The organism is Bradyrhizobium sp. B120 (genome assembly GCF_049075665.1).
Lineage (GTDB): Bacteria > Pseudomonadota > Alphaproteobacteria > Rhizobiales > Xanthobacteraceae > Bradyrhizobium.
Map to the genome: position 1 here is coordinate 3,359,004 of NZ_CP185242.1, position 13,067 is coordinate 3,372,070.

General features: G+C 64.1%; 12 protein-coding genes. 9 read left to right on the forward strand and 3 right to left on the reverse strand.

Annotated elements, in window-relative coordinates; all coding sequences use genetic code 11:
• Positions 1–226: 226 nt before the first annotated feature.
• Together ACOIX3_RS15205 and ACOIX3_RS15210 are read right to left on the reverse strand one after the other, a co-directional pair.
• Positions 227–814 (reverse strand): ANTAR domain-containing response regulator, encoded by a 588-nt coding sequence (locus ACOIX3_RS15205; protein ID WP_420970618.1) that lies wholly within the window; start codon positions 812–814, stop codon positions 227–229.
• Complete coding sequence (locus ACOIX3_RS15210; protein WP_420970620.1) at positions 811–1,974, reverse strand: transporter substrate-binding domain-containing protein; 1,164 nt, start codon at positions 1,972–1,974, stop codon at positions 811–813. The genes ACOIX3_RS15205 and ACOIX3_RS15210 overlap by 4 nt, the downstream gene beginning before the upstream one ends.
• A 418-nt stretch (positions 1,975–2,392) precedes the next feature.
• Here ACOIX3_RS15210 and ACOIX3_RS15215 point away from each other — a divergent pair, with 418 nt between their 5' ends.
• From ACOIX3_RS15215 to ACOIX3_RS15255, 9 genes are all read left to right on the forward strand, one after another.
• Positions 2,393–3,793 (forward strand): amidase, encoded by a 1,401-nt coding sequence (locus tag ACOIX3_RS15215; RefSeq protein ID WP_420970621.1) that lies wholly within the window; start codon positions 2,393–2,395, stop codon positions 3,791–3,793.
• A gap of 17 nt (positions 3,794–3,810) precedes the next feature.
• Positions 3,811–4,806, forward strand: a complete 996-nt coding sequence (locus tag ACOIX3_RS15220; RefSeq protein WP_420970622.1) for an acetamidase/formamidase family protein — start codon at positions 3,811–3,813, stop codon at positions 4,804–4,806.
• Between the two features lie 55 nt (positions 4,807–4,861).
• Positions 4,862–6,076, forward strand: a complete 1,215-nt coding sequence (locus ACOIX3_RS15225) for an urea ABC transporter substrate-binding protein (RefSeq protein ID WP_420970623.1) — start codon at positions 4,862–4,864, stop codon at positions 6,074–6,076.
• Positions 6,077–6,170: 94 nt separating this feature from the next.
• Positions 6,171–7,037, forward strand: a complete 867-nt coding sequence (locus ACOIX3_RS15230) for an ABC transporter permease subunit (protein ID WP_092125405.1) — start codon at positions 6,171–6,173, stop codon at positions 7,035–7,037.
• A gap of 13 nt (positions 7,038–7,050) precedes the next feature.
• Positions 7,051–8,124, forward strand: a complete 1,074-nt coding sequence (locus ACOIX3_RS15235; protein ID WP_420970625.1) for a branched-chain amino acid ABC transporter permease — start codon at positions 7,051–7,053, stop codon at positions 8,122–8,124.
• Positions 8,125–8,127: 3 nt separating this feature from the next.
• Entirely contained in the window at positions 8,128–8,847 is a 720-nt protein-coding gene (locus ACOIX3_RS15240; RefSeq protein ID WP_420970626.1) for an ATP-binding cassette domain-containing protein, read from the forward strand.
• A complete protein-coding gene (locus ACOIX3_RS15245) occupies positions 8,837–9,547 on the forward strand; it encodes an ABC transporter ATP-binding protein (RefSeq protein ID WP_420970628.1) in 711 nt (236 codons plus the stop codon). The genes ACOIX3_RS15240 and ACOIX3_RS15245 overlap by 11 nt, the downstream gene beginning before the upstream one ends.
• Before the next feature lie 63 nt (positions 9,548–9,610).
• Complete coding sequence (locus ACOIX3_RS15250) at positions 9,611–10,372, forward strand: SDR family NAD(P)-dependent oxidoreductase (protein ID WP_420970629.1); 762 nt, start codon at positions 9,611–9,613, stop codon at positions 10,370–10,372.
• Positions 10,373–10,388: 16 nt separating this feature from the next.
• A complete protein-coding gene (locus ACOIX3_RS15255) occupies positions 10,389–11,792 on the forward strand; it encodes an amidase (protein WP_420970630.1) in 1,404 nt (467 codons plus the stop codon).
• A 33-nt stretch (positions 11,793–11,825) separates the two neighbouring features.
• On the opposite strand, the gene ACOIX3_RS15260 is transcribed toward ACOIX3_RS15255, so the two are convergent.
• On the reverse strand, positions 11,826–13,028 hold the full coding sequence (locus tag ACOIX3_RS15260) for a serine hydrolase domain-containing protein (RefSeq protein WP_420970632.1): 1,203 nt from the start codon (positions 13,026–13,028) through the stop codon (positions 11,826–11,828).
• Positions 13,029–13,067 lie beyond the last annotated feature (39 nt).

The following is a 13,067-nucleotide window of genomic DNA, read 5'->3' on the forward strand; positions in this document are numbered from 1 at the left end:
GCCGCGGAGTATGGGTGGTCCCTCCCGCGCGCAATTGCGCACCAAGCAGGGACGGCGCGTTGGAGGAGCCGCAGACTCACATCACGATTTCGGAATAATGGAAGAGTACCGCTGATTTGCCCGACGAGTCAAGTTGCCGTGTCGAGCGCCGGCCGTTGTCGGCTACTTTGCATGGGGTTGTTTTCGATATTTTGGCAGCCCGCCTCCCAAGGGAGAGGTGCGCTTCTCAGCCCGCCGCGCGGGGCAGGGAGCCGTTTGCCGTGATCTCGGCCGAGAGCTCTTCGATGGTCTTGCGCTGCTCCATGGCGGCTCGCCGGATCAGCGCGAAGGCGGCCGGCTCGGCCAGCGCGTGCGTATGCATGACCTGAAGGACCGCGGCGAGCACGACGCGGCGGGATCGAAGACGCTGTTCGAGTTTGAGCACCTGCTGCTTCAGCTCGTTGGTGCGCTCGCTTCGCTCGAAGGCGAGGACCAGCGCGGCATAGATGCCGGCCGAGCGCAGCGGCTTGACCAGGAACGAGGCCGGATCGAGGTCGAGCACCAGCTTCAGGCGGCTCGGCGTCTCGGTGCCGAGCAGGGCGATGACCGGGCTTCGTCCAAGCGCCGCGCGCTGCGCCGGTGCGGCGAGCGGCAGGAATTCGTCGTCGATCAGCGTCACGTCCGGCCGGCAGTCGATCTTGGCGACGCCGTCCCATGTCACGATGTCGATCCCGAGGCGCTCGAACTGGCGCCTGACGATGGTGGCGTCGCGCTCGTCCTTGATGGCGACGAGCGCCTTGCGCCCGCGCAGCGAAAATGACGACGGCTTGCTCATTTCACAACCCGCAAATGGGGCGCATTCGGCAACGTTCCATCCCTTGCGGGGCCGGCGGCGATGTCGAGCTGCGTCAGATAGGGATCCGGTTTAACCGGAGCTTCAGCTTCCCAGAAGATGTCAAACTGTCCGTCGGCGTTGGAGACGGCGAGCCGCGGCGTCAGGACGCAGTGGTTGTTGCTGCCGTCGATCCAGACCGGGCCTTGTGGCGAATTGTAGCGATGGCCGGCCGCGGCGCGCCGCACCTCGCCGATATCGGATGTGCCGGCACGTTGCAGCGCGCGGGCCAGCAGATAGACCGCGACATAGGCGGATTGCCCGTCCACCGACGGGCTGCTGTGCTCGCCGTGACGCGCCTTCCAGCGCGCGACGAAGGCCTGGTTCTCGGGCAGCCGGATGCTTTCGAAATAGGCCGACGACGTGATGCAGCCGGCCGATGCGGGACCTGCGATCTTGAGCTCGGGCTCACACAGGCTGCAGCTCAGCATCGGGATGTCGAGACCTGCCGCGGCGGTCGCCGCATGAAACGCGCGGATGAAGTCATAGCTCGAACTGCCGACCAGCGTGTTGAACACAACCGGCGGCCGGCGCCGCACGATTTCGTCGACGATATGCGTGACCGCGCTTTCACCGAGCTCGAGCAGGCGTTCCGCAAGAATCCGTCCCCGCGCCGCCGTCACCAGCTCGCGGGTGACGCGATTGGTTTCCCAGGTCCAGACATAGTTGGAGCCGACGCAGAAGATCTCGCGCGACAGATTGTCGAGCACATAGCGCACCAGCGGCAGCACATTGTGATTGGGCGAGGCACCGACATAGATGACGTTATCGGAGCATTCGAACCCCTCGTAGCGTGCCGGATACCACAGCAGGCGGTCGGTGCGCTCGACGATCGGAAGCACCTGTTTGCGCGAGGCCGAGGTGTAGCAGCCGATGATGTGCTCGACCCCGACATTGCGAATGAGGTCGTCGCAGACCGTATGATATTCCGAAATGATGCCGCGGGGATCGCGGACATGCGCTGATATCGCAAAGTCGAACTCGTCTTGCTCGTTGATCTCGTCGACCGCCATCATGGCGCTCTTCAGGATCTCGCGCCCCATGGCCTGATAGGGCCCGTGCTGCGAGCAGATGATGCCAACGGGAATGGACGGCTTTGTCATCGACGACTTTCAGTGCACTTCATGTAGGAAACCATCTTCGCAGAGGCCGGCGCAAGTGGTCGTGCCGATTTGCTGCGCATGCACCTTGAAATTTGTGCAGCCAGCCTCGTTGACAACGCGCTGCACACCTCCTTAGAATTTTCTCCTACAGGGCTTCCTGTCGAACCTTGCGTGCGTCGATTTGGCCGATGACGTCCCGATCGCCGCGCAGAGTGCTCCGTTCGATCCCGGACCCACGCGATAGTTCATAGCCGCGGCATTTGGGCCATTCGTCACCTTCGTTTTGGAGGGGCGGGTGGCTTTTTGCTTTTGCCGCCAAACAAATTGGCGACACATCCGTGTCGCCAAGCCGGAGGCGCATGCGCGGTGATGGGCAGTGCCTGCGCTTGCGTCGTGCCAAGTGCGGGGATGAGACACGATGCCGACAACGGAACTTCACTATCTCGGGCTCATCGAGGTCGGGCAGCAAATCCAGGCCAAAAAGCTCTCGCCGGTCGAAGTGACGAGAGCGATGCTCGGGCGGATCGAGCAGCTCGACGGCCAGCTCAAGAGCTATGCCCATGTGATGGGCGATGCAGCGCTTGCTGACGCCGCGGCAGCCGAAAAGGAGATCGCCTCCGGCAAGATCAAGGGGCCGCTGCACGGCGTGCCGATCGCCGTCAAGGATTTGTGCTGGGTCAAGGGTGCGCCGGCCGCGCACGGCATGACCATTCATCGCGAGTTCCGTCCGAGTGAGGATGCCACCGTGGTCGCGCGGCTGAAGGATGCCGGCGCTGTTATCCTCGGCAAGCTGCAGCAGACCGAGGGCGCCTATGCCGATCATCACCCGAAGATCGATCCGCCGAAGAATCCCTGGAATGCCGATCTGTGGTCCGGCGCCTCGTCGAGCGGTTCCGGCGTCGCCACCGCGGCGGGGCTTTGCTTCGGATCGCTGGGAACCGATACCGGCGGGTCGATCCGCTTTCCCTCAGCTGCCAATGGCATCACCGGGCTGAAGCCGACCTGGGGCCGTGTCAGCCGTTACGGCGCTTTCGAACTCGCCGCAACGCTGGATCACATCGGTCCGATGGCGCGCAGCGCGGCCGATTGCGGCGCGATGCTCGCCGTGATCGCGGGTCAGGATCCCAAGGACACCACGTCCGTGCCGTTGGCCGTTCCGGACTATCTCGCCGGCCTGTCGGGAGATTTGCGCGGCGTGACGATCGGCGTCGATCGGCGCTGGACCAGCGAGGGCACCGACGAGGCTGCCGGCAAGGTGCTCAGCGAAGGCCTGCGTGTTGCCGCTGATCTCGGTGCGAAGATCAAGGAGATCACGTTCCCCGATCCGAAAGCCGTGATCGAGGACTGGTTCCCGCTCTGCGGCATCGAAGTGGCCGTCGCGCACGAAGAGACCTATCCGGCGCGCAAGGACGAATACGGTCCAGCGCTCGCGGGCCTGCTCGATCTCGGCCGGGCGCAGTCCGGCATGGACTATCAGAAGATCGTGCTGCGGCGCGAGGCGTTTCGCGGCGCGGTGCGGCTGTTGTTCGACACGGTCGATCTCATCGCGGTTCCCGCCCAGGCGTTCGCTGCGCCGACATTGGCCAAGATGGCGGCGCTCGGCGAGGACCCGTCGCTGATTATCGGGCTGCTGCGCTTCACCTGTCCGTTCGACATGACCGGCAGCCCGACCGTGACGCTTCCCGGCGGCTTCGCGCCGAACGGCGGTCCGGTCGCCTTCCAGTTTGTCGGCCGTCATTTCGACGAGGCAAGTCTCGTCCGTGCCGGCGATGCCTTCCAGAGCGTCACCGACTGGCACAAGCGCCATCCCGCGATCTGAGTTGAGGAGCCGTTCGCATGACCGAAGACTGGTTGAAGAGTTCCATCATGGCCAAGCGCGCTGTCGCCAAGGGCGCGACCGGCACGACCCATAGTTTGACGATCGAGCAACAGGGCAGCTTCCATTACGTCTATGGACCCTATGCCAAGCCGACCCTGTCGATCGATCCGGGCGGGGTGGTCGTCGTCGAGACCGAGGATGCCTTCGGCGGCGTGCTCACCAGCGAAAGCGACAGCCCCACGGCGAAGCTGAACTTCCCCTACCTGAACCCGCAATGCGGGCCGATCGCGGTGAAGGGCGCCAAGAAAGGCGATTGCCTCGCCGTCTATATCCGCGACGTCGAGACCCGCGGCGCGCAGCCGGCAGGCACCACCTGCATCATTCCGGAGTTCGGCGGCCTAGTCGGCACCGCATCGACGGCGTTGCTCAATCCGCCGCTGCCGGAGCGCGTCAAGAAGCTGCATGTCGACCGCAACGGCGTGCGCTGGAACGACAAGATCACGCTGCCCTATGAGCCGTTCATCGGCACCATCGGCGTGTCGCCCGAGATCGAGGCGATTTCCTCGCTGCAGCCTGACTATCACGGCGGCAACATGGACCTGCCCGACGTCGCACCCGGCTCGATCATCTATTTTCCAGTGCATACCGAAGGTGGGCTGCTCTATGTCGGCGACTGTCACGCCACGCAGGGCGATGGCGAGCTCTCGGGCGTCGCGCTCGAGCAGCGCGCCACCGTGACGTTGCAGATCGATCTGATCAAGAACTGGAGCTTCGCCTGGCCGCGGCTCGAGACGCGCGACTTCATCATGACGATTGGCAGTGCACGGCCGCTCGAAGACGCGGCGCGGATCGCCTATCGTGAGCTCGTGCGGTGGATGAGTGCCGACTACGGCTTCGACGAGATCGACGCCTACATGCTGCTCAGCCAGGCCGGCCGCATGCGGCTCGGCAACATGGTCGACCCCAAATACACGATGGGGGCGTCGATCCTGAAGAATTACCTCAAGGCGTGACGTCCAACATCTTTCAACAAGGAACATCGCGATGAATTCGGGGCGTATATTTGGAATGGCTTTGCTTGGTGCCGTGCTCGGGACGGCAGTCATTGGTGCTGCTCGGGCGGCCGACCCGCCGTTGAAGGTTGGCTTGCTGGAGGACGTCTCCGGCGACCTTGCATTCATGGGCATGCCGAAGCTGCATGGATCGCAGCTCGCGGTCGAGGAGATCAACAAGAGCGGCGGCATTCTCGGCCGCCAGATCGAGCTGATTCACCTTGATCCCCAAGGTGACAATGCCCGCTATCAGGAGTTCGGCCGAAGGCTGCTCAACCGCGACAAGGTCGACGTGCTGATCGGCGGCATCACCTCGGCATCGCGCGAGGCGCTGCGTCCGATCGTCGATCGCACCACCACGCCGTACTTCTACACCAACCAGTATGAAGGCGGCGTCTGCGATGCTTCCATGGTCAGCATGGGCGCGGTGCCGGAGCAGCAGTTCTCGACGCTGATCCCCTGGATGGTCCAGAAGTTCGGCAAGAAGGTCTATGTCATCGCGGCAGATTATAATTTCGGCCAGATCTCGGCGGAGTGGAACCGCAAGATCATGAAGGACCTCGGCGGCGAGGTCGTGGGCGAGGAGTTCATCCCGCTCGGCGTGTCGCAATTCGCGCAGACGATCCAGAACATCCAGAAGGCGAAGCCGGATTGGCTGCTGACGATCAACGTCGGCGCCGCGCAGGACTCGTTCTTCGAGCAGGCGGCCGCCGCCAACCTCAATCTGCCGATGGGGTCTTCGATCAAGGTCATGCTCGGCTTCGAGCACAAGCGGTTCAAGCCGCCGGCGCTCAACAACATGCATGCGACCGCCAACTGGTTCGAGGAGATCGACACGCCCGAAGCCAACGACTTCAAGAAGCGCTGGCACGCCAAGTTCCCCGACGAGCTCTATATCAACGACATGGGCTACAATGCCTATAACGCGCTCTACATGTACAAGGCGCTGGTCGAGAAGGCGAAGTCGACCAAGCTCGAGGACATGCGCAAGGTGATCGCGACCGGTGATGCCTGCATCGACGCACCCGAGGGCAAGGTCTGCATCGATCCGAAGAGCCAGCATACGTCGCACCGCATGCGCCTGATCTCGGTCGGGCCGAAGCATGAGGTGACGGTCGAGAAGGACTACGGAACGATCCAGCCATACTGGCTCGGCGAGATCGGCTGCGACCTCACCAAGAAGAACGACAAGGATCAGTACACGCCGAGTCATCTTCCCAGCAAATCGTGATGCAAGCGGGCACGAATCTTGCTCGTGTCTTGCATCACGGCTTTGAAGCGAACCGGCGCCGCAATGATGCGGCGCCGTGATCACGGAGAGCGGAATGTCGGCTGAACTCTTCTCGGTATTCTATCAGTTCGCCGACGTCTTCGCGTTCCTGATCCTGTCGGCGGCGGGCCTTGCCATCGTGTTCGGCATGATGGGCGTCATCAACATGGCGCATGGCGAGTTCATCATGTGCGGGGCCTATGTGACGGTCGGGCTCGTGAATCTCGGTGTGCCGCTGCCGATCGCCCAGATTTTGGCCGCGCTGACCGCGGGGATCATCGGCATGATCGTCGAGTACCTGATCGTGCGGCGCTTTTACAAGCGCCCGCTCGACTCGCTGCTGGCAACCTGGGGCCTCAGCCTGATCGTGACGCAGTCGATGCTGCTGATTGTCGGGTCCGCGGTGCGCGGCATCGGTACGCCGGAAGGAAGCTTTGCGATCGGCGGCTACACGTTCTCGACCTATCGCCTCGTGCTGTTCGGCTGTGCGGTGGCGGTGCTGGCCGGGCTCTACATCATCTTCATGAAGACGCGCTTTGGCGTGATCGCGCGGGCCACGATGCAGAACGCGGCAATGGCCAAGGCGCTCGGCGCGCGCACCGGGCGAATCTATTCGATCAGCTTCGGCATCGGCACGGCGCTCGCGGGGCTCTGCGGTGCGCTGTATGCGCCGACCATGACGCTGATCCCGACCATGGGCGCGACTTTCGTGGTCGAGAGCTTTGTCACCGTCGTGATCGGCGGCGCCAATGTCCTGCTCGGAACCGCACCGGCGGCGGTGTTCCTGGCCATGATTAGGATGGCGTTGAATGCGAGCTACGGGCAGATCATCGGGCAGATCGGCATGCTGTTTGCCGTCATCCTGATCATACGGGTGCTGCCTGAAGGGCTATCCAGCGTGCTGGTTCGTCGTGGGCGCTAGACGGGAAGTTCTGATGTTCAAGCTGCTCGACGGTCCGCAGACGCTCGGACGCGGAAAGATCTTCTGGTCCTGCTTCCTTGCCGTGTTGGCCGGGGCGCTGATCTATCCGCTGTTCGCCGACTCCTATGATGTCGGCAACTTTGCCTACTTCCTGATCTGGATCTTCATGGCGCTCGGCCTCTGCCTGATGTGGGGCTACGGCGGCATGCTATCGTTTGGCCAAACCTTCTTCTTCGGCATCGCAGGCTACGGCTACGGCGTGCTCGCCATCAACATGGGCGGGGGAACGGCCACCATCGCCGCGCTCGTGCTCTCGGTTGTCATCGCGATGATGGCGGCGGGGGTCCTCGGCTATTTTATGATCTGGGGTGGGATCAGCGGGATTTTCTTCGGCATCGTGACGCTGTCGGCAACGCTGGTGCTGGCTTTCTTCCTCGGGCAGACGGCCGGGCCGGAATGGCATATCGGTCCGGCGCGGCTGAACGGCTTCAACGGCATGAAGGGAATGGACCCGCTCACGGTCGGCAGCTTCGATGTTGAGGGATCGGCGCTCTATTACCTCATGATCGCATTGATCGTGATCGTCTACATCGCGCTGCGCATGTTGGTGAACTCGAGCGTCGGCAATGTGATCGTGGCGACGCGGGAGAACCCGCAGCGCGCCGAGATGCTCGGCTACGACGTCCGCAAGTATCAGCTGCTGACATTCGTGATCGGCAGCGGTCTCGCAGGCCTCAGCGGCGCGCTCTACACGTCCTGGGGGCAGTTCATCACGCCGTCCAGCATCGGTCTGCCCGCGGCCGCGATGCCGATCGTGTGGGTCGCGTTCTCCGGGCGCAATGATCTGACCGCGACCCTGGTCGGGTCGTTCCTGCTGCTGTTCGGCTTCCAGACCATCACGGTCTACAGCCAGCAGGCGGCGCTGGTGCTGATGGGCGTGCTCCTGCTCGCCACCGTGATGCTGGCGCCGCAAGGCTTTGTGCTTGGTATCGGCAAGCTCGTCGTCGGCTGGTGGTCCAGGCGCCGGCGGCGCGACGAGGCTCCCGCGCTGGCGGATGCCGGCCGTCTGCAATCGGATGAGACCTGAACCATGGCGCTGGTCGATGTGAAAGGCGTCTCCAAGCGCTTCGGTGGATTGACCGCCGTCTCCGACGTCGACCTGACGGTCAATGCCGGCGAGGTCCATTGCCTGATTGGTCCCAACGGGGCCGGGAAGAGCACGCTGTTCAAGCTGATCGTCGGCCTTTATCCGCCGACCACGGGCAGCATCTTCTTCGACTCCATCGATATCACCGCCGAGCGGCCCTACGCGCGAGTGCAGCGTGGCATGAGCATCAAGATGCAGGCGCCGAGCGTGTTCAAGGAATTGCCGGTGCGGCAGAACATCCAGATCGCGCTGCAGGAACGTCTCTCGGGCGCGGAATGCCGGGCTGAGGAGGAGCGGCTGCTGGCGCTGCTCAATCTGGCCGAGGACTCTGGCAAGCTCGCCGGTGCGCTGTCGCACGGCCAGCAGCAATGGCTGGAGATCGGGATGGCGTTGGCATTGCAGCCGCAGCTTCTGTTGCTGGACGAGCCGACCGCCGGCATGTCGCCGGAAGAGACCTACAAGACCGGCGAGCTGATCAAGTCGTTCAATGCCGAGGGCATGACGGTTCTGGTCGTCGAGCACGACATGGCGTTCGTGCGTCAGGTCGCCCAGCGCGTCACCGTTCTGCATCTTGGCAAGATCTTCGCGCGCGGCAATCTGGAAGCCATCCTTGAAGACGAGAAGGTCGCGGAAATCTATTTGGGTAAGACCCATGCCCACTGATCGCATCCTGGACGTATCGGGACTTTGGGCGGGCTACGGGGCGACGCCGATCCTGCAGGGCGTCAGCATGCAGGTTGCGCGCGGCGAGATCGTCGGCGTGATCGGCCGCAACGGCGTCGGCAAGTCGACCCTGATGCGCTGCCTGATCGGGCTGCTGCAGAGCTGGCGTGGCACCATCACCTTCATGGATCAGGATGTCACGCAGCTCGAGGCCGATGCGCGGGCGCGCGCCGGCTTCGGCTACATCCCGCAGGGCCGCGACGTGTTTCCGCAAATGAGTGTCGAGGAGAACTTGCAGGTCGGCGAGCTGATCGGCGGACCCGACGGAAAGAAGCTGCCGGAGGTGGTCTATACGTATTTTCCGCGCCTGAAAGAGCGTCGGCGCCAGATCGCGGGCACCATGTCGGGCGGCGAGCAGCAGCAGCTTGCAATCGGCCGCGCGCTGATCGGCAATCCCTCCTTGATGATCCTCGACGAGCCGTCCGAGGGCGTCCAGCCCTCGATCGTGCAGCACATCTGCGAGGCGCTGCAATCGTTCCGCACCGAGCTTGGGACGACGATCATCTTCGTCGAGCAGAACCTCGACACCATCCTGGCGATCGCCCAGCGCTGCTACATCATGGAAAAGGGCAAGATCACGCGATCGCTGGCCGGCGAGGAGGTCAACGCGGACAATGTTCGCGCGCAGCTGCTGCTTTGATCGGCCACGCCATGTGGTGAGGAAGTGCGCGTTCAACAATCGATAACAACGGAGGGAATGGATATGGATCTGGGACTCAAGGGAGCAAAGGTTCTCGTGACCGGCAGCACCAAGGGAATCGGGCGCGCGATCGCCGACACGTTCGCGGCCGAGGGTGCCAATGTCGGCATCTGCGCGCGCAACCAGGCTGATGTCGACGCCGCGGTCGCCGCGATCAAGGCCAAGGGCGTCGCGGCATTCGGCGGTGCGGTCGACGTCTCGAACGGACCGGCACTCAAGGCCTGGGTCGCCGACATGGCGTCGAAGCTCGGCGGCATCGATGTCGTGGTCGCCAATGTCAGCGCGCTGTCGATCGGGCAGGACGAGCAGAGCTGGGAGAAGGAATTCTCCACCGACATGATGGGGACGGTGCGCCTCGTCAATGCGGCGATGCCGTATCTCGAGAAGAGCGCGGCGGCGGCGATCGTCACCATCGCCAGCGTATCGGGACGCGAGGTCGATTTCGCCAGCGGTCCTTACGGGACGTTCAAGGCCGCGATCATCCACTACACGCAGGGCCTTGCCTTCCAGCTTGCGGCCAAGGGCATCCGGGCCAATTCGGTGTCGCCGGGCAACACCTATTTCGAGGGCGGCGTCTGGAACATGATCAAGGACGGCAATCCCGAACTGTACAAGACCGCGCTGGCGCTCAACCCGACCGGCCGCATGGGTACGCCGCAGGAGATGGCGAATGCTGCGGTGTTCCTGGCGAGCAGGGCGGCGAGCTTCATCACGGGGACCAATCTCGTCGTGGACGGCGCCTTGACGCGCGGTGTTCAGTTCTAGCCGGGGCGACAACGACATGTCAGCGGATCCATTGCACTACAAGTCCATCACCGAGATCTCCGGGCTCATGCGCCGTGGCGAGGTGAAGGCCTCGGAGATCACGGAGGCGATCCTCGGCCGGATCGCGAAGCTCGATGGGCAGTTTCACGGCTACGCGCTCGTCCTTGCGGAGCGGGCCATGGCGCAGGCCAAGCAGCGTGATGCCGAGATCGCCAAAGGCATCTGGCGCGGCCCGCTGCACGGCGTTCCGATCGGGCTGAAGGACCTCTGCTACACGTCGTTCGCGCCGACCGCCGGCGGCACCACGATCCATGCGAAGTTCGTGCCGTCGTTCAGCGCCACGATCGTGGACCGCCTCGAAGTCGCCGGTGCGGTGACGCTCGGCAAGCTCAAGATGACGGAGGGCGCCTATACCAGCCACCATCCGGCCGTTCAGGCCCCGCTCAATCCGTGGAATGTGAACTACTGGGTCGGCTCCTCTTCGAGCGGATCGGGCGTCGCGACGTCGGCGGGGCTCTGCTACGGCTCGATCGGCAGCGACACCGGCGGCTCGATCAGGTTTCCGTCGGCGACCTGCGGCCTGACCGGCATCAAGCCGACCTGGGGCCGCGTCAGCCGATACGGGGTCTTCCCGTTGGCGGACTCGCTCGATCACGTCGGACCGATGTGCCGCAGCGCTGCCGACGCCGCGGCAATGCTCGGCGTCATCGCCGGCGCGGACGCCAACGATCCGACCGCCTTGCGGGCGCCGGTGCCGAACTATCTGGCCGGCGCAGGCCGGAGCATCCGGGGCTTGAGGATCGGCGTCGATCGCAGGTACACCCAGGAGGGGATCGATCGGCAGGTCGTCGCCGCCCTGGTGCAGGCCGAGCGCACGCTGGCCGATCTCGGCGCCGACATCCGCGAGGTGCATTTCCCGCCCTATCAGAAGCTGGTCAGCCAGTGGATTGCGATGTGCTCGGTGGAAACGGCTGAGGCGCATCTGGACACCTACCCGTCGCGGAAGTCGGAATATGGTCCGGACCTCGCGCAGCTGATCGAGCAGGGCAGGGCGACGAGCGGCGTCGATATCGCCGCGATCCATCACGAGCGGCTGAAGTTCGCAGGCAGCCTCGCTGCGATGTTCGAGGATATCGATCTCCTGTTGATCCCCACGATGCCGGTACCGATCCCGACGCTCATCAAGATGAGCGAGTACGGCGCCGATCCCAACGTCCTCTTGAACATTCTGCGCTTCACGGCGGTGTTCGACTTCTCGGGCAGCCCGACCATCACGCTGCCGATGGGCATGGCGTCGGACCAGATGCCGCTCAGCATGCAGCTGGTCGGTCCGCATCTCTCCGAAGACGTGCTGGTCCGCGCCGGCGCCGCATTCCAGTCGGTGACGGACTGGCATACGCGGCGGCCGCCGATCGATTAGCGCGTCGTCGTTGACTCCCGCCGTCGCGCCCCGTCAGGCCTCGCCGGCAAGCCTGGCTGCGATCGCGCGATAGCCGCGCATCCACATGTGATCGAGATCGAGGTCCATTGGCAGCGGTTGCGAGGAGACGCGCGCGATCACGGTCTCGCTCTCCGGATCGATGTAGATCCACTGGCCATGGATGCCGACCGCGGCGAACGGGGTTTCGTTGCGATCAATCGTGTACCACTTGTTGCGGTAGTTGCCGTTCGGAAACACCTTGGTCAGGTCGCCGCGCGACCAGGCCTCGGCATTGCCGTTCTGCCTGATGTCGTCGACCCACCAGCCCGGTACGACCTGCCGTCCGTTGCTGATGCCGTGGTTGCGCATCATCTCGCCGAAACGGGCGAGATCGCGCAGTGTCGCGCAGATGCCGCCGGCGACGCGCGCCGCGCCGCGCGAGTCGACGGCGATGTAGGCGTCGTGCTCGGCGCCCATCGGTTGCCACAGATAGTGCGCGAGAATCTTCGCGTAGGACATGCCGCAGGCGCGCTCATAGACCCAGCCGAGCACGTCGGTGTTGGTCGAGACGTAGTGGAAGGTCTGCCCGTGCGGCGTACCGTTCGGCCGCAGGGTGCGCAGATAGTCGCGTAGGTTGGTCGGCGGCACGGTCGGGTCGGGCGGCTCCCAGCCGGTCGAGCGCCGGTAGTTCATGACGTCGCCGTCGCGCGCCATATAATCCTCGTCGAAGCGGATGCCGACGCTCATGTCGAGCAGGTGCCGCACCGTGCAGCCGCCGCCATAGACCGATCCCTCCATCTCCGGGATGTAGCGCGTCACCGGCGCGTCGGGATCGAGCTTGCCGTGATCGGCCAGGATGCCGCCAAGCGTTCCCGCGACCGACTTGCTGACCGAGAAGATCAGATGCGGGGTGTCCGGCGTCAGGCCGTGGGCATACCATTCGAAAGCGACCTGTCCGCGATGCGACACGACGATGCCGTCGGTGTGGCTTGCGCGCAGGGCCTGGCCGACGCCGACCGTCTCGCCGCGCGGGTTAACGAAGCTGACGTCGTCGAGATAGCGCGGCGCAAAGGATAGCGGGGCCGGCGTCGAGGCGCGCGCGATGTTGGCGGTGGGCAGCAGTTCGCGGACATTGCGGAATGCCCACTCGCTGAAGGGATGCTGACGCCAGTTGGCGAGCGTGACTTGTTCGTCGGCCGACGACGGGAAGGCGGCCATGATGCGACGCGAATTCATTGTGGATCCAATAATGATACCGGGGACGTGCAGAAGTTC

Excerpts from the sequence above, each read along its gene's own strand:
- ACOIX3_RS15205 (WP_420970618.1), bottom strand. The coding sequence starts at position 814 with ATGAGCAAGCCGTCGTCATTTTCGCTGCGCGGGCGCAAGGCGCTCGTC.
- ACOIX3_RS15210 (WP_420970620.1), bottom strand. The coding sequence starts at position 1,974 with ATGACAAAGCCGTCCATTCCCGTTGGCATCATCTGCTCGCAGCACGGG.
- ACOIX3_RS15215 (WP_420970621.1), top strand. The coding sequence starts at position 2,393 with ATGCCGACAACGGAACTTCACTATCTCGGGCTCATCGAGGTCGGGCAG.
- ACOIX3_RS15220 (WP_420970622.1), top strand. The coding sequence starts at position 3,811 with ATGACCGAAGACTGGTTGAAGAGTTCCATCATGGCCAAGCGCGCTGTC.
- ACOIX3_RS15225 (WP_420970623.1), top strand. The coding sequence starts at position 4,862 with ATGGCTTTGCTTGGTGCCGTGCTCGGGACGGCAGTCATTGGTGCTGCT.
- ACOIX3_RS15230 (WP_092125405.1), top strand. The coding sequence starts at position 6,171 with ATGTCGGCTGAACTCTTCTCGGTATTCTATCAGTTCGCCGACGTCTTC.
- ACOIX3_RS15235 (WP_420970625.1), top strand. The coding sequence starts at position 7,051 with ATGTTCAAGCTGCTCGACGGTCCGCAGACGCTCGGACGCGGAAAGATC.
- ACOIX3_RS15240 (WP_420970626.1), top strand. The coding sequence starts at position 8,128 with ATGGCGCTGGTCGATGTGAAAGGCGTCTCCAAGCGCTTCGGTGGATTG.
- ACOIX3_RS15245 (WP_420970628.1), top strand. The coding sequence starts at position 8,837 with ATGCCCACTGATCGCATCCTGGACGTATCGGGACTTTGGGCGGGCTAC.
- ACOIX3_RS15250 (WP_420970629.1), top strand. The coding sequence starts at position 9,611 with ATGGATCTGGGACTCAAGGGAGCAAAGGTTCTCGTGACCGGCAGCACC.
- ACOIX3_RS15255 (WP_420970630.1), top strand. The coding sequence starts at position 10,389 with ATGTCAGCGGATCCATTGCACTACAAGTCCATCACCGAGATCTCCGGG.
- ACOIX3_RS15260 (WP_420970632.1), bottom strand. The coding sequence starts at position 13,028 with ATGAATTCGCGTCGCATCATGGCCGCCTTCCCGTCGTCGGCCGACGAA.